This window comes from Allokutzneria sp. NRRL B-24872, from assembly GCF_002155965.1.
In the GTDB taxonomy this organism is placed as follows: domain Bacteria; phylum Actinomycetota; class Actinomycetes; order Mycobacteriales; family Pseudonocardiaceae; genus Allokutzneria.
This window is the reverse complement of record NZ_MUMH01000170.1, coordinates 1-15,342: the sequence shown is the minus strand read 5'-3', so window position 1 is coordinate 15,342 and position 15,342 is coordinate 1. Positions and strand designations below refer to the sequence as shown.

Annotated in this window: 14 protein-coding genes; 13 read left to right on the top strand and 1 reads right to left on the bottom strand. The window is 64.9% G+C overall.

Translation table 11 applies throughout. The features are described 5' to 3' along the window. The first annotated feature begins 78 nt into the window (after positions 1-78). From CCN37_RS33430 to CCN37_RS33375, 13 genes are all read left to right on the top strand, one after another. Positions 79-957 (top strand): type II secretion system F family protein, encoded by an 879-nt coding sequence (locus CCN37_RS33430; protein WP_086828706.1) that lies wholly within the window; start codon positions 79-81, stop codon positions 955-957. Positions 958-984: 27 nt separating this feature from the next. After that, positions 985-1,200 carry a hypothetical protein gene (locus CCN37_RS33425; protein ID WP_086828700.1) on the top strand — a complete coding sequence of 72 codons (216 nt, stop codon included), beginning with the start codon at positions 985-987 and terminating at the stop codon, positions 1,198-1,200. Between the two features lie 2 nt (positions 1,201-1,202). Then, positions 1,203-1,652 (top strand): TadE family protein, encoded by a 450-nt coding sequence (locus CCN37_RS33420; RefSeq protein ID WP_086828698.1) that lies wholly within the window; start codon positions 1,203-1,205, stop codon positions 1,650-1,652. A 10-nt stretch (positions 1,653-1,662) separates the two neighbouring features. After that, positions 1,663-2,178 carry a TadE/TadG family type IV pilus assembly protein gene (locus CCN37_RS33415; RefSeq protein WP_143261929.1) on the top strand — a complete coding sequence of 172 codons (516 nt, stop codon included), beginning with the start codon at positions 1,663-1,665 and terminating at the stop codon, positions 2,176-2,178. Beyond that, positions 2,175-2,654 (top strand): hypothetical protein, encoded by a 480-nt coding sequence (locus tag CCN37_RS33410; protein ID WP_371505395.1) that lies wholly within the window; start codon positions 2,175-2,177, stop codon positions 2,652-2,654. Before CCN37_RS33415 ends, CCN37_RS33410 begins: the two co-directional genes overlap by 4 nt. Further along, a complete protein-coding gene (locus CCN37_RS33405) occupies positions 2,651-3,061 on the top strand; it encodes a hypothetical protein (RefSeq protein WP_086828694.1) in 411 nt (136 codons plus the stop codon). Before CCN37_RS33410 ends, CCN37_RS33405 begins: the two co-directional genes overlap by 4 nt. Positions 3,062-3,196: 135 nt before the next feature. Beyond that, the gene (locus CCN37_RS33400; protein ID WP_168200985.1) at positions 3,197-5,728 is read left to right on the top strand and encodes a BTAD domain-containing putative transcriptional regulator; all 2,532 of its coding nucleotides are present in this window, start codon (positions 3,197-3,199) and stop codon (positions 5,726-5,728) included. Between the two features lie 2,030 nt (positions 5,729-7,758). Beyond that, positions 7,759-8,622 carry a hypothetical protein gene (locus CCN37_RS33395; protein ID WP_246843463.1) on the top strand — a complete coding sequence of 288 codons (864 nt, stop codon included), beginning with the start codon at positions 7,759-7,761 and terminating at the stop codon, positions 8,620-8,622. Beyond that, positions 8,610-9,434 carry a class II glutamine amidotransferase gene (locus CCN37_RS39345; RefSeq protein WP_143261928.1) on the top strand — a complete coding sequence of 275 codons (825 nt, stop codon included), beginning with the start codon at positions 8,610-8,612 and terminating at the stop codon, positions 9,432-9,434. The genes CCN37_RS33395 and CCN37_RS39345 overlap by 13 nt, the downstream gene beginning before the upstream one ends. 331 nt (positions 9,435-9,765) lie before the next feature. Beyond that, complete coding sequence (locus CCN37_RS39340; protein WP_143261927.1) at positions 9,766-10,230, top strand: hypothetical protein; 465 nt, start codon at positions 9,766-9,768, stop codon at positions 10,228-10,230. Between the two features lie 20 nt (positions 10,231-10,250). Then, positions 10,251-11,306, top strand: a complete 1,056-nt coding sequence (locus CCN37_RS39335) for a hypothetical protein (protein WP_143261926.1) — start codon at positions 10,251-10,253, stop codon at positions 11,304-11,306. A 40-nt stretch (positions 11,307-11,346) separates the two neighbouring features. Beyond that, complete coding sequence (locus tag CCN37_RS33380) at positions 11,347-12,081, top strand: DUF2786 domain-containing protein (protein WP_086828685.1); 735 nt, start codon at positions 11,347-11,349, stop codon at positions 12,079-12,081. A gap of 639 nt (positions 12,082-12,720) precedes the next feature. Then, complete coding sequence (locus CCN37_RS33375) at positions 12,721-13,728, top strand: DUF4192 domain-containing protein (protein ID WP_086828683.1); 1,008 nt, start codon at positions 12,721-12,723, stop codon at positions 13,726-13,728. A gap of 233 nt (positions 13,729-13,961) precedes the next feature. On the opposite strand, the gene CCN37_RS33370 is transcribed toward CCN37_RS33375, so the two are convergent. Continuing rightward, a complete protein-coding gene (locus CCN37_RS33370; RefSeq protein ID WP_210408317.1) occupies positions 13,962-15,116 on the bottom strand; it encodes a hypothetical protein in 1,155 nt (384 codons plus the stop codon). Positions 15,117-15,342: the final 226 nt, after the last annotated feature.

Here is a 15,342-nt window from a genome sequence, read left to right as displayed (position 1 = left end):
GTTGGCGCGCATCGCGCGGATAGACGAACCCGCCCGGTTCCTCACCGCGGAACCCAGCGAGCAACAGGGGTGATGGCCGTGGCGACCGCACTCGCGTTGGGGGCAGGGCTCGGGCTCGGCCTGTGGGCGTTGGCCGTGTGGCTGGTCCCTCCCCGCCCGACCCTCGGCTCGCTGCTGGCCCGCGCGAGCGCACCGCCACCGACCCCGGTCGCTGACGGGCTCGGTCCGACGGTCGCGCGCCCTGTGGTCATGGCGTTGCAAGCCGTTGGCCTGCCGGGCGAGCGCGTCGCGCGGGAGCTGACCGTACTCCAGCGCCCCCTCGCCACCCACCTGGCGGCGAAAATCACTTACGCGGTCGTCGGGCTGTGCAGCCCGCTTGTGCTGCACGTCGCGCTCACTCTGACCGGGCTTCCCGTGGGGATCGAGCTGTCGGCACTCGCCGCGCTGGCCCTGGCGTTCGCAGGATTCTTGCTCCCGGACGTGCAGGTGCGTTCGGCAGCGGGGCGAGCGCGCACCGCGTTCCGCCACGCGTTGTCGGCCTACCTGGATCTGGTGTGGATCACCCTCGCCGGTGGCGCTGGCATCGAGTCCGCGCTCACCGACGCCGCGACCATCGGCCGGGGGTGGGCCTTCGAGCAGATCCGCCGCGCACTGGACACCGCGCGGCTGACCCGTACACCGCCGTGGACCGCGCTGCGCCAGCTCGGCGAGCACCTCGGCATCACCGACCTAGTCGACCTCTCGGCCTCGGTCAGTCTCGCCGGAAGCGAAGGCGCGAAAGTCCGCGCGTCCCTTGCCACCAAAGCACATGCGCTCCGCACCCACCAGATCACCGACGCTGAAACGGATGCGCAGAGCGCCACCGAACGCATGTCGCTGCCCGTCGTCGCACTGTTCCTGGGCTACCTCGCCTTCATCGCCTACCCCGCACTCACACAAGTCCTCACCGGACTCTGAAACTCTTGGAGCGTAAGGAGAACAGCCATGACACGCCGACACCTGGTGGTCGCATTGCGAACATACTGGACGACCGTGCGGGACGCGGTGGCCGCACGATGGGACGTAGTGCACCGCGACCCCGACGCCGGGTACTCCACCGAGACGGTCCTGGTGACCGCGCTGCTCGTCGTCGCCGCGATCGCCGTCGTCGCCATCATCACCGCCAAGATCATCTCCAAAGCCCGCGGCATCAACCTCTAGCCATGGACACGCCTCCAGCACGACCCCGCCAGAACCCACCGTCGTGGCGCGCGCGCATGCGCGCCGTGCTGCACGGCGACCGGGGCGCGGTCAGCGCCGAGCTGGTGATCATCACCCCGCTGATCCTGGTGATGCTGTTGGTGATCGTGCAGTTCGCGCTGTGGTCCCACGCCACGCACATCGCACAAGCCGCCGCGTCCCAGGGGCTCGCCGCCGCGCGGGCACACCACGGCACCACCGCCGCCGGTGCCGCCCGCGCCCGGCAACTGCTTGACCAACTCGCTCGTGGACCGCTCACGGGCGCGCGGGTCAGCGTCGAGCGCACCGCCACCACGGCGACGATCCGGATCACCGGGACCGCGATCGCGGTGGTGCCGTTCCTGACGCTGCCCGTCCGCGCCGACGTAGCAGGACCTGTGGAACGCATCGCACAGCTGACCGCCCGAGGGTGAGGAGAACGCCATGGCGACGCCGAACTCCACGACCCCGTCGCACTCGCGAGCCCGACGGCCACGACGCGGGAGGGACCGGTGGGCGGCATGGTGGCGCGCGGACTCCGGGTCCGTGGCAGCGGAAATCACTGTGATCGCACCGTTTCTGCTGATGCTGCTGGTGTTCGTGGGCGTGCTCATCCACCGCGGCGTCGAGGCACGCCTGCGCCTGGAAGACGCCGCGCACCAAGCCGCCCGCGCCGCCAGCATCCAACGCCACCCTGTCGCGGCGACGACCGCCGCGCGCTCCAGCGCGGCGAACGCGTTGTCCTCAGCCGGGCTGGCATGCACATCGCTGACCGTGGACATCGCCACCGGCGGCCTGCGACCCGGCGGCACCGTGACCGTGACGATCACGTGCGCCGTCGATCTAGGCGATGCGCTCCTGCTCGGTGTCCCCGGCACGAAACGCCTGTCCGCCACAGTGACCGAGCCCGTCGACACCTGGCGCTCCGGCCCGTCGACACCGACGGGGAGCCCGTCATGAGCGACCTCCCGCGACCCGGCCACCCCACACATCGCGTCCACAGTGGACAGGGGTGGCGACGTCTCTGGTGGAAGGCCGACGACGGCGGGGTGAGCGCGTTCGTCCTCGTGCTCACCACGGGCTTGCTCGCCCTCGCCGGGCTCACCCTCGACGGCGGCCTCGCCCTGGCCGCCAAGATCACAGCCAGCGCGCACGCCGAATCCGCCGCCCGCGCCGGCGCCAGCGCGATCGACCTCGCCGTCTACCGCGCCCACGGCACACGGCAACTCGACCCCGCCAAGGCCGCCACAGACGCCCGCCGCCACCTCGCCGCGATCGGCGCCCGCGGCTCGGTCACAGTCACCGGAAACACGGTCACCGTGACCGTCGCCGCCACCCACACCGCGCTCCTGCTCGGCCTGATCGGCATCAGCCAGCTCACCGTCCACGGAACAGGAAACGCCCAGCCACACGACGACGAAAGGACTTCATCGTGACCACGCCCGAGGAGATCGAGCGGCGCGTCGCCGACATCGACATGCCGCGCAGCGCCCGCCGAGCCACCGCCGCGAAGCAGGTAGCCGACCTCGCCCACCAGCGATCAGCCCTTGCCAGCCAATTCGGCGACATCGAAAGCCAGCTCGGGAACATCCTCGCGGCGGCCCGAGGCGACATCGAGGTCAGCGAACTGGCGGCCATCACCGGCATCCCCACAGCCGACTTGACGAGATGGCTGGAAGCTCAGAAACCCGTGCGGGCCAGACGCAAGAAGAACACCCCGGGCTCCTCCTCCCCACTCGGCGACAGAGACGAGACAGGGCCGCGACGCCCCGAAGGGCACGAGCGAGTCAGTGGACCCGCCAACGATGTGCCTGCCAGCAATGTGCTACCCGCGAACTCGTGATCAGGTCACAGAAGGCTTTTGCTTCAAGAGATTGAGAAGGCCATGACCGCACACCCGCGTCGCGTTCACCGCGACACTCGACGGCCGTGTCCGGCGCCGGCGGCCGTCGTCGCGGCGGCTCGGTTGCTACGGGGCGTGCTGGCGCTGGGCATGTTGCTCGTACTCGTCGCCGGGATTCCTTGGGGTCTTGTGCGTTTCGTGGGCTGGCCGCTGCCCGACCACCTGCCGACCTGGGGTGAGGTCGAGGCGGTGCTGCTGAGCCCGATGAGCGCGCAGTTTCTGCTCAACATCCTGGCGACGCTGTGCTGGATCGTGTGGCTCGTCTTCGTCCTCGACCTTCTGCGATGCCTCGTCGACGTGGCGCGAGGCAATGCCCCAGGACGCTCACGCAGCCTCCTGCGCAGGATCTCCGCAGCACTGGTCGGAACCATGATCGTGGCGCTGCTCGGCAACCGCGCCGCCGACGCCGCCACCGTGGCGGTGAGCGGCTTCGCGGGCACCGCACCGATGACCGTCTCCGCGCCGAAGACCCCGGGTCCCTCCGCGCACGGAGCACAGCAAGACGGCACGATCCGCGTGAGCGAACAAGTCCGGGCTCCCCGCGGCGGGCACCGCGACAGCCTGTGGCGCATCGCCGAGCGCGTGTACGGCCCAGGAAACGGCCATCGCTGGCAGGAGCTGTACCACCTCAACCACGGCATCGAGCAGGCCGACGGCCGAAGGTTGACCAACCCGCACACGATCCACCCCGGCTGGACCATCACCGCGCACGTACCTGCTCCACCGCCACGCGACGACCGCCCGCCGACTGTTCCACCCGGCCAGCGCTCGTCGCCGAGCACCGCGCCACCTCACACGTCGTCAGGCGAAGACAGGCACCGCGACAGAACGACCGCGTCAGGACTGGAGCTGCCGACGGGCGCATTCGTCAGTGTCGCGCTCGCCACGGGCGTCACGCTGGCTGTCGCCTCGGCCAGGATGTGGCGCCGGCGGCGCTACTGCATCGGCAGCGGCGACCGCGCCGACCTCCAGCGCCCGAGCGCGCCCGTGGTCCGTGCCCTGCGAGCCGCGTACGCCGACCACGCCCCCGGGCGACTCGACACCATCGCGTCCCACACGCTCGAACCGGACGACCAACAGCAGCGCGTCCTCGCGCGGCTCGGGGTTCACGACGAGCGCGCCCTCGCAATGGACCTCGCCTCGACATCCGGCCTCGGACTGACCGGACCTGGCGCGCTTGCCGCTGCCCGCGCCCTCCTGCTGCACATGCTCGCGGAACAGCCTCCCTGCGGGCTTCGCGTGATCATGCCTGAACTCGATCAGCAGCATGTCCTCGGAACCGTCGACGCCGCGGATCTACCGTCTGCCGTCCGAGTAGTGGCATCTCTCGACGACGCCCTTGCTGAGATCGAAGCCGCCCTGATCACGCGCACGCGCCAAGCCGCCGAGCAAAACACCGCCGAATCCCATCCGGCCTCGCTGGTGCTGCTCGCCAGCCCGACACCCCGCGCACAACGGCGCCTTCAAGCATTGCTCGCCAACGGCGCACGCTTCGGTATCGCCGGCGTTCTGCTCGGCGGATGGCTGCCCGAGGCGACCGTCGTTGTTCAGGGCGACGGAACGACCAGCACGAGCGGGACCGGCCTCGTCTCCGGCGCGCGCTTGTTTCACTTGCCTGCTGCCGATGCCGTCGCGCTGCTCAGCGTTCTCCGCGAAGCAGAAGGTCCATCCGAACACGGCCAGTCCGCCAATGCCTCCAGCAGCGTGCAGGACCGCGACATCGAACTCATTCCGGCTGAGCCTCTCGACCCGCCCGCTCCAGCACCATACGATGGCAACCGGCCAGCTCCGCAGAAGCCGCTCCGCGTTCGAATTCTAGGGCGCATTCAGCTCACTTTCCTTTGCGGAGAAGAAGAACGTGAGCTTGCCGGTGTGCTGACGCCGAAGCACGCGGAGGTGTTGGCCTACCTTGCCCTGCATCCACATGGTGTTCGTCGTGACGTACTCAACGAAGCCGTCTGGCCCCATGCGCGACCGCCCCGGCCCTACAACTCCTTCCACAACACGATGTCCGTACTCCGCCGCGCCATCGACCATGCGACCGCCGGTGCGGTCACCAGCGTGGTGCGCAACGAAGACGGCCGATACCGCCTGGACGACACCGTCGTGTCCGTCGACCTCTGGCAGCTCCAGGCAGCGATGAAGGGCGCGCGCACCGGCACTCCCGATACCTTGATGAGACTCGGCGAGGCCCAGCAGTGCTATCGAGGCGACGTCGCCGAGGATGTCCTCGCCCCGTGGGTGGACCCGTACCGCGAGTCCGTTCGTCGCGACGTACTCGACGCCCTCGACATCCTGGTCCGAGCGCAGGCCGACACCGACCCGGAGGGCACGCTGGTCTGGCTGGAGCGCGCCCGCGTCCTCGACCCGTACAACGACGGCATCTACCGCGACATCGTGCGCACGCAAGCTCGCCTGGGCCAGCAGTCCGCGATCCCCCGCACCCTGGCGCTGCTCACGCGAGCGCTCGACGACATCGGCCAGACTCCGAGTGCCGACACGCTCAACTTCGTGGCGGCGCTCCAGCGCGGCACCACGCGCGACGACGTAGCAGCCATCACGAACACGATCATGTCCCGTGCGCTGCACGGCCCCGGTGCACGCTGATCTGCACGTGAATGCCGATACCGTCTCCCGACCTCACGCGGGATGATGACGTTGTGAATGCACCACGCGTGGAAGCTCGGTCAGCGCGCCAGCAGATCATCGATTGGCTTACCGCAGCTACCAGCCTTCAGCAGGGATACCGTCCGGCCGGCTGGAGGTTCTGCTCCATTGAGGACCTCGTGCTCACGCACGGCCGATGGGGAACTCCGGCTCCGTTGTCCCCAGCTGTTGTCCGCGGCCCTGAAGGGTTGTGCTTCGCCAACGCCAACGCCAACGCCACCGCCGCGAGCGAACTCCACGACGGCTTCACCTACGTCGAAGGCTACGCTCTCGGTCCCGCAGGCATCGTTCTCGCCCACGCATGGTGTATCGATGATGCTGGGCTTGTTCAAGATCCGACGTGGCCGCCCAGCGTCGGATTCGCGTACCTCGGAATCCCCTTCACCACAGACCACATTCGAGAGTGGACTGCCCGCGCCAGAATTGCCAGAATAGTCCATGATGCCCACTTTGATGGGTTTCGCATTCTTCGCGAAGGGCTTCCTGCCGAGGCGATCGCCTCTATCGGAGAGGCCGCACATGCGACACCGCGGCCACAGAAGGACAACCGATCACGCCTTGCGCAATGGCCGTTCGTATAGACGGTCCGCTAGACGGTCCGATGTAGCTACCGATTAGAGCGGTAGCCCCCCGAACTCGTCAATGCGCTGGTCAGCAACCACTGCGGGGCTACCGATGCACACCGCGACTCAGTGGCCGACAGGCATGTGAACAGTCAGCGGGCAGTGGGTCACCTTTGTATTTATTGAGAGTGGTCACCTTTGTCTTGATCCTCACCAAGTCGGTGGTGGTTTCCCGCGCGCCACGCGCCCGCCCCCGCAGGCTCCAGCTCCGTCGGCCGCCGAGGTCGACGTCGGGGCCAGCCGTCGCGATCGGGCACGCGTCGACCCGGCACCCCGAGTACCGCGCTTGACGATGAGCAGCGAGCGCAGCTCACGTCACGTTGGGCACCGATCAAGCGCCCCAGAGACATCGAATGCGCAGGTAGATGACCTCTGCGAGCGGCACAACCACGCAAAGGTAACGGCACGATAACGGTATGACGGGCCGTGTTGCAGGCTGTCCCACCGGAGTGTCTACTAGACATGTCAGTAGGACACGCTGAAGTTGGCTAGCCCGGAGGCATCGCGCCCCTGGACATAAGCCAACCGGCACGTCCCAGTGACGGAAGTCCCGCATAGCGCGGGCAGCGGCTTGGGCCGCGCGGTCAGCAGCGACACCGTGCAGAGCAGTAGCGAAGAACGACGCGTAGCTAAACACGCATGCACTACAAGGTGTATGTGCAGTAACTGCGCTTGCAGCCTCGCCACGTATAGCTTTGCCACATAACGGAGTAGCGCGCATAAACGGCACGCCTATCACTGGCGTGTCCCCAAGATAATTCTATGGTGGTCTAGCACCGACACACGTCGCATTGCGTGGGCGTTCGGGGTTGTATCAGGCGGTTGCCGACATCGGGCATTTCTGGCTTGAGAGCGTAGCTCTCGCCTGTCCGTAGCACACCAAACCCTTACGAGCATGGCTCCCTGCATTGCGCACTAGACACAACGGACACTTTTCAACTTTTTTCTCAAATTCGGCGAGTCTCCGGCGGGATTGCCGTCCCGCCGGAGACCCTTGACATATCGGATGGTGACTCCGTTATGCCCGCTTCGATTATAGACCAGTGCCAGGACTGTCCACAGCTCACCCTGTCGTCTCTCGCTGAGGGCCGTTCGGTGTGCGATTCGTGCTTGAGCACCCTGTATGTGGCGTGCGACCGGTGCGAAAGTGTTGTTCGGGAAACGGTCCTCGCTAGTGAGGATGCGCGGATCTGCTGGGATTGCGCCGATAACTACTACTTTCAGTGTGACGAGTGCGCGCGATACGCAGAGACGACGTACGAAACTGATGATGATCGGCTTGTGTGCAACGATTGCGCGGATCGGCATTTTACTGAGTGCGATCGTTGCGACAGGTACAGTCAGAGCTTGTCGTCGACGGCTGACGGGGATGACGTCTGCGAGTCATGCGCCGAGCACGATTACTGGCGTTGCTCGGAGTGTGAACGGCTCATCCGGGAATACGACCCGTGCGACGAATGCGACAGTGAAACGTCGGATCTGATTCACGACTACTGTTACAAGCCGCGCCCGGAGTTTCACGGAGCTGGACCGGTTTTTCTCGGTTTGGAGCTGGAAACGAGCGTCAGCCGCTGGCACATCGAAGATTCGGCGGAAATCGCCGTTGAGATGCTGGGCGATTTGGGCTACCTCAAGGAAGACTGCTCGCTCGATCAGGGTTTCGAGATTGTCACGCACCCCATGTCCTACGCGTGGGCAATGGCGAACTTTCCGTGGGAAATGCTGTCCGAGCTATCCCGTAGTAGCTGCGAGGCTACGCACGATGCTGGAATGCACGTGCACATCAGCCGGACGGCTTTCGAGTCGCCGAGTCACGCCTTCAGGTGGATGAAGTTTCTGTACCGCAATGCCGCTTCGGTAATCGGCGTTGCGCGGCGTGAGTCTGACCAGTGGGCTTCATGGCGCCCGAATGATCGGAGCCAGGTCAAAGAGTACGCCAAGGGCGTTAAGGGTTTCTCGCGCTACAGCGCGATCAACACTCAGAATGATGCCACGTTCGAGCTTCGGATTTTCGCAAGCACCTTGGAACCGCAGGAAGTAAAGGCCGCTCTGGGACTTGCAGACGCGTCCGTAGAGTACACACGAAACCTGACAGTGGCCGATATTGCACAACGGGATGGCTGGGACTGGTCTTCGTTCTCATCCTGGTTGGCGCAGCGTCCCGAATACGCGCCTCTCATGTGCGAAATGGAGGCGCTATGTGCCTCTTGACATTCTTCCCTCAGGACGTTGAACCCAACGCGGACGCACTCATGAATGGGACGCTCTACAACGATGATGGCCACGGCTTTGCAATTGTCACAGGGTCTCGTATTCTTGTGCGTCGCGGAATGAACGCGGAACGGGTGGTGGCGGACTTCGTTCGTCTTCGGCGCCATCATCACGGCCCCGCGCTCTTTCACAGCCGCATGGGAACGCACGGTTCCCTGAGCAAGAGCAACTGCCATCCCTTCCCGCTTGGCGGAGACTCACGCACCGTTCTTGCACATAACGGCATCCTGCCAAAAAGGGTGCAACCAGCTAAGGGTGATGTCCGCTCAGACACCCGTATTGCGGCGGAGGACTTCCTAGCGGGTCAACCTTTCGGGGCCTTGAGTTCCCAACGAGGCCGTAACCGATTGCGCAAGTGGCTTACCCCATACAACAAGGTTGTGATTCTGACGGTCGACCCGCGATATCGCAACCGTGCGTACGTGATCAATGAAGAGTCCGGGCACTGGGACGAAGGTATCTGGTACTCAAACCTTGATTACGTCGGGAATGTCACGAACCGCCCCAGTGCCCCACTGTCATGCGCCTGGTGTTTCGAGATCGGAACAATAGATCCAATTTCCGAGCTGTGCCGCGCGTGTGGAAGTTGCTGGACCTGCAATGAAGAATCGGGTTACTGCGAATGCAACTTTGACGAAGCCCAACTGAGCATCTTTGCATCACAAGAGGAGAGCTACCAAGACTATCAGAATGTCGCTCGACCACATGCGAGCATTTCGAATGAGGTGATCCCTTGTGGTCCGGACTGGTGAACACCCATGGTTTCAGAAGCACTCAATCAGCATCGATAATATTCTCTGGCATTGGGACCAGGCGACTCCTCCAGAGCGCGCGTCGGGCGTTCAGTGGTACGCGCACGCTCATCACGTCGCGCTTGCCATCGCTGACGGGAACGCACACCTGGGCGCGGGAATGATCGCGATTTACTCTCCACAGCACGGTTGGGCCGACAATATTCACTGCGCTGCCCGCGTTCTCCGAGAACGCACCGGCATGGGCGGACCAGCCTCAGGCGTCTTTGCCACCCTATCCCAAAAGAGCGCAGCTGACCGATTGCTACACGGTGAGCGGTACGAAGATATCTTGACCGGGCCGAAGGTGCGCGAATTCGCTCACCTCATCGAGTACGGCGGCGACAGGGATCGACGTGATCCGCGCGTGGTGATCGATCGACACGCGCTTTCAGTAGCGCATGGGCGAGCGCTGCATTCAGATGAGTTCGAGTCAGCCCCTCTCTCAGGGTATCGCCGTCGTGACGGCACGGTCAGCTGCAGCTCTTATGACCGCGTAGCGAACCTCTATATCGAAGCCGCTTCGCTCGTTTCCGCAACGACGTGCGGCGAACTCTCGCCGCACCACGTGCAAGCTGTCACCTGGCTCGTACGCCAAAGGCTGAACGAGAATGCCCAGCAGCAACGCGGACTGACCGCGTTGGACAAAGGACGCAGGGTCGCAAGGGCCAATGCCGAGAAATCATGGTTGACGTTCTGCCGCAACCACCTTCCCCATCTCGATTTCTACCCCAGGACAGGATACCGCGCCATCTAATTCGATAGCCAGGAGAACACGTGAGCGTTCACGACGGCCGGGCACGACCGGTCACAGCCGAATCTATCGATCAACTCGATCCGTCTGCACTTGACGGAGACGGCCGATTTCGAGAATCGGCAGGACTGGAGGATATTGTCCACGACAATACGCGCCGCGCCGGATTCGCCGCCACCGCGTTGGCCGCCTACGCGGTGGTTACCGGAACACATCAAGAGAAGTTCGCGACAATCACCGGTGATCTCTTGGGGGATCTCCGTCATCTCGCGGACACCGTCGGTGTCGATTTGGACCGCGCTTACCTTAACGGAGAGGCGCACTACCGAGACGAAATCCGAATCGATGATGAACCTGATATTGTCCGCGCGACAAATGAGCACGATGAGCTGTATGTCGAGCTTTTCCCGGGAAGCCCAGCGTTTCCGGCTCTAGTTCGCGATGAGCGCGCTGATAATGGATGGGTGCGGCCCCGGTTCAGGAGGCCGGTCGCACAAGCCGTCATCGACTGGCTATTCACGAAAAACGCTAGCGCGCACCGTGCGATTCGTGCCGGTTTCATCGACGGCGATGTTCTCGCGTTGTTCGAGTCGGCCGAAGTCAGCTTCGAATACCGCGCTGACTCTGACGGACGGTTCGCTATCGGTTCCGGAGCATGGCCGTGGTTTCTTTCTGTTCCCGCCGTGGACCCGGCGGATGAGGCTGCGGTCTATGTCAATGCACAACGGGTTGTACAAGAGGGAAACGAAGACCTCGTCACGATCACCATGGACGACCCGGATTTTCCTGACCCGATTTTTGCGGCGCTACTAGACGGTGAACGCCCCTGCGGCGGCTGGTACCCGCGTTTTCGGCGCCCGGTCGCCAACGCCGTTGTCGCCTGGATCAATATCGCCTTCCGACGTGACCCCTCTCACGGTGCCCGAGCGTACTGGGAGGACGAGTCCGTGATGATCCTCCACCCGGACTACATCGCAATGGACGGTTACCGACCTGAGCGCATCGAGCCGGACGCAGACGGCTGTTACGCCATTGGCCGCGACGGGTGGCTATGGGAAAAGTTCGATACGTCTGACTAAAACGCTCGACATATCCGAGCCTATGCGAAGGTGACCAGAAATGACTCAACATCAAGATCGTATGTTGCGCAGGATTCGCGCCCTCCTGGCACACGCCGAGGACGAACACTTGGATCAGAAAGCGAGGGAATCGTACAACGAGAAAGCGTCACTTCTGATTGCTCAATACGGGATCGATCAGGCTCTGCTCGCTGAGTCCGGGAGAGTGTCGGACAAGATCACGCAGCTTTCCCTCTCGATCGACAACCCCTACAGCCACGATAAGGCAGATCTGCTGTCCTACATCGCCCATGGAATGCGATGCCGAACCGTGCGGTACCCGCGCGGACGAACAATCGTGCGCGTTGTCGTCGTCGGCTACCAAACTGACCTCGATCGAGTTGAACTCCTCTATACCTCTCTGCTGCTTCAGTCGACGAGCCAAATGACCCGAGTCCGACCGGCAGGCCACGTCAGCACAGCGGTCTACCGCAGATCGTGGCTTCTCGGGTTCCGCACCGCCGTCCTGAAGCGACTGCTGGCTTCCGAGAAGACTGCCTCTACCCAAGCTGACCAGCAGTGCCCGTCAGGCTCCACAAGCACCGCGCTGGTGTTGCGCAGCCGCGAGGACCGCGTCGACATCGCGTTCAAGGATGCCTTCCCCGGGCTGCGCAACACCAAGCGTCACAGCAGCATCGTGGGATCTGGGTTCAGCCACGGACTCGCCGCCGGACAGCGCGCCGACCTCGATGACAAGCGGCTCGCCAACCGCGCGCGGTTCATCACGCGGGACTGACGACGTCCAGCGCACAGCCCGCACGGCACCAAGCGCGTCCTGAACTACGCCCTGACGCCTTACCGATTCGCAGCTGCCACAGGACACGGCACCGCGTCCGGATGTTCACGAACTCCCATCGACGCAACGTCGCTGGGCGCTTCCGGACCGGTGCCGTGCGGGTCGCGCGGGCCACGCCCACAACGTCCACACCCGGATTCCGTTATAGGACAACGAAGGAAAGAACCATGCCCAGCTCACCCCCACTCGATCTGCCGTACGCGTGCCGTGTGCCTCTCCCGGGTACGCCGCTCACCCTCACCTCGACGTCGAGTCACCTCCTGTGGGAAAACACCGGCACCGTCTTCATCGCCGCTGTGCAAGCCGACTCCGTTACCGACTGGGAGAACCCGCGTCCGCTCACCGAGACGGAGTGCACCGTCGCTCCTGGGACACCGCCGTGCGCACCCTGCGGGAGGCACGCGCGGGACCAGTCAGACGACGAGCGCATCGAGCGGATGCGCCTTACCGTCGCCCTCGCAGACCGCCACGCGTGGCTGGAGGCGACTGCGGAGCGACGAGGAGTCACACCTCGCGAGCTCCCGCAAGATCACGGAGAAGGATCAACCTCCCTTCGCAGCAGGGAAATCAGGTGCCACCATGTCGGTTCATGCCAAGATTCATTTGTACTCAATCGCTGATCTCGTCGCCGCAGTGCCGCACCTTCTGGGCTTCCACCCGGCCGATTCGCTGGTCGTGTTGATGTTCGACCGCACGACATTGGACTATCGAGGCGCGATGAGGGTCGACCTCCCGCACGAGCGCCACGCCGTGGAGCTGGCGGAGCAGCTCGCGGACACACCTGGTGAACCCGCAGCGGTTTCGCTCATCGTCGTAGGTGGAACTTGCAACGGGACGCTCCTTCCGTTTGCCCGCGGCATCGACGACGTGGCGGCGGTGTTCGTCCGGACAGGTGCGGTTGTCACACACACAATCTGGGCAGCCTCGACCGAGGCTGGCGCATCCTGTCGGCTCTACCGCGATCCGATGACGCCCATGACGATCGCAGACCCCGGCGCCAGCCCCCTTGCCGCGCGCATGGTGTTCGAGGGACGGGTGACCTACGAGAGTCGTGCCGCCCTCGCACGGTCGCTGGAGTGCACGGTCTCCGCGACGGCGCTCACGCGCCGAAAGAGGTTGCTGGCGCAGGAAATTGAGCGCTTCACCGGGCTCATGACTGCCGACCCTCGCCGCGCCATTCGAGACGGAAACCGGTCGCTACGACGAGCCTTGACCACCGTAGCGGAGGGAGTGCTCCCCGATGATGACGCCGTGATGCGGCTCGCCGCGCTGCTCGCCAACGCACGATTCCGGGATCGGGCGACGGTCGTGGCCGTAGGTCCGGATGCAGCGGCCGCCGAGCAGCTGTGGCAGCACATGACGCGCGAAGTCCCCGCTCCTGTCCGGGTGTTCCCCGCAACGCTGCTAGGGCTCTGCGCCTACCTGCGTGGCGATGGCGCCCTGGCGGCCATCGCCCTGGACGTCGCTCGCGAGGCATACCCGGACTACCCGCTTGCCGCGCTGCTGGACGGAGTTGTCAGTGCGGGGATGCCGCCCGCGGAACTTAGGAAGCTGATCACCCAGTCGCGGGCGAGCGCGCACCATTAGGCGTCGGACCCCGAGCATTCCGCCGCGTGCTTGGACGACCATGCCGACGAGACCGGAACGACTACGCCACCACCGTGCACCCCGGTTCGACGCTTTCGCTCCAGAGCGCGCAGAACGCCCGATTGTCCTGGCGATGCTTCTGAATTCGCGAGACGTCACGCTGCCCGTTCGAGGCCGGAGCTGCCACCTCGACCCGTGGTCAACGGACCACACGGCTTCCCGACTTGCTGAGATCAGGTGGTGGGGTCGAAGTCCTCCGGCGGGTTGGTCGTGCGGGAGATCGCCGCCCGGACAACGGCCTCGGGGAACTGGAAGCTCAAGTGGCCCAGGAGCGGCATGATCCGCTGCGGCAGCTCGGCGGGCGAGACCACGAGCAGCGGCTGGAAGACCGGCAGCGTCGGTCGGTCTTCCAGGTGTCGCCGCAAATCGGTCCACTGAGCTTCCAGCAGCACGTCCGGCCCGATCGTGCCCGCAGGCAGCGCGGCGTCGTCTCCGCGTGCGCGTGGTTCGGACCGCCAGGCGAAGAGGGTGATCACCGGCGCGGCCTCCGGCCCAGTGCCAGCGGCCGGTTCGCGGGCTGCCGTGCGGTTGTGGGCGGGCAGGTAGGGCTGATCCGTGCCTGGGCGGAGAAGGGTGCGCGCCAGGTGAATCCAATGGTCGACGGTGTTGCTCGGGTCGGCCTCGTCGACAACCGCAACGGATTCGCGATCCACGGTTTCCCAGCTCGTGCCGAACGGCAGATGGAACGCCTTGGCGATGGCCCTACGGGGTCGGGGCTTTTCCCCTGGCACGGTCTTGCCCATTTGCCGTGCCAGCTCGAAACGCGCCAGCTCCAGCTCGTACACCAACGCCGCCGCCTCGGCGCGCTGGTGTGGGCTGGCGTTCCTCGGGTCAGGCAGCACGAGCGCGGCGACCGTCGCGATGACCGGGTCCAGGTCACCGGCACCGAGGTACCGGCGAACGAATGTCGCTACCTCTTCCAGCACGCGATTCGAGCAGGCTCGCTCGACGCCGTCGCGGCGGCGGGCCTGTACCGGGCCCAGCTCGATCCCTTGAGCGGTGAACTGCGTGTCGACTCGGAAGCTCCAGTCCGGGTACGGCCGGAAGGTCGGGATGCTCACGCGCAGGAGTCCGTTTCCGAGGTCCTGCTCTAGCGGCGTTTCGATCGAGTCCAGCGAATGCACGACCAACCAGCGTGCCGGGATACGGCTCAGCGCACCAGGTCTCAACCGGATGACACATGATCGTTTGGGGAATGCAGTGATCATCTTGTGCGCAGCATGCTCACCGACGTGGGAAAACACGACGCACAGAGGCCCTGCCCCGACTGCGAACACGGAAGGAGGTCTGACGGCCAGGTGTGTCACACCTGCCACGGCACTGGACACCTGCGCACCTAGGCCGACAGCCGGAGGACCGCGGCCTCCAGCTGACACCTGCACTCATGGCCCGCCGTTGCCATTCTGACGGTCCACAGCGGATGAACCAGGGCGGTGATCGGGCGCTCACCGCTGGTCACGACAGTCCACTTCGGCCGGAAAGCCGATCCATTCGAGCTTGACTTGCCACGCCAGCAAGGGGTTGACTCCACAACACAGTCGAACACGTGTTCGA

Excerpts from the sequence above, each read along its gene's own strand:
- CCN37_RS33425 (WP_086828700.1), top strand. The coding sequence starts at position 985 with ATGACACGCCGACACCTGGTGGTCGCATTGCGAACATACTGGACGACC.
- CCN37_RS33420 (WP_086828698.1), top strand. The coding sequence starts at position 1,203 with ATGGACACGCCTCCAGCACGACCCCGCCAGAACCCACCGTCGTGGCGC.
- CCN37_RS33415 (WP_143261929.1), top strand. The coding sequence starts at position 1,663 with ATGGCGACGCCGAACTCCACGACCCCGTCGCACTCGCGAGCCCGACGG.
- CCN37_RS33410 (WP_371505395.1), top strand. The coding sequence starts at position 2,175 with ATGAGCGACCTCCCGCGACCCGGCCACCCCACACATCGCGTCCACAGT.
- CCN37_RS39345 (WP_143261928.1), top strand. The coding sequence starts at position 8,610 with ATGTGCCTCTTGACATTCTTCCCTCAGGACGTTGAACCCAACGCGGAC.
- CCN37_RS33380 (WP_086828685.1), top strand. The coding sequence starts at position 11,347 with ATGACTCAACATCAAGATCGTATGTTGCGCAGGATTCGCGCCCTCCTG.
- CCN37_RS33375 (WP_086828683.1), top strand. The coding sequence starts at position 12,721 with ATGTCGGTTCATGCCAAGATTCATTTGTACTCAATCGCTGATCTCGTC.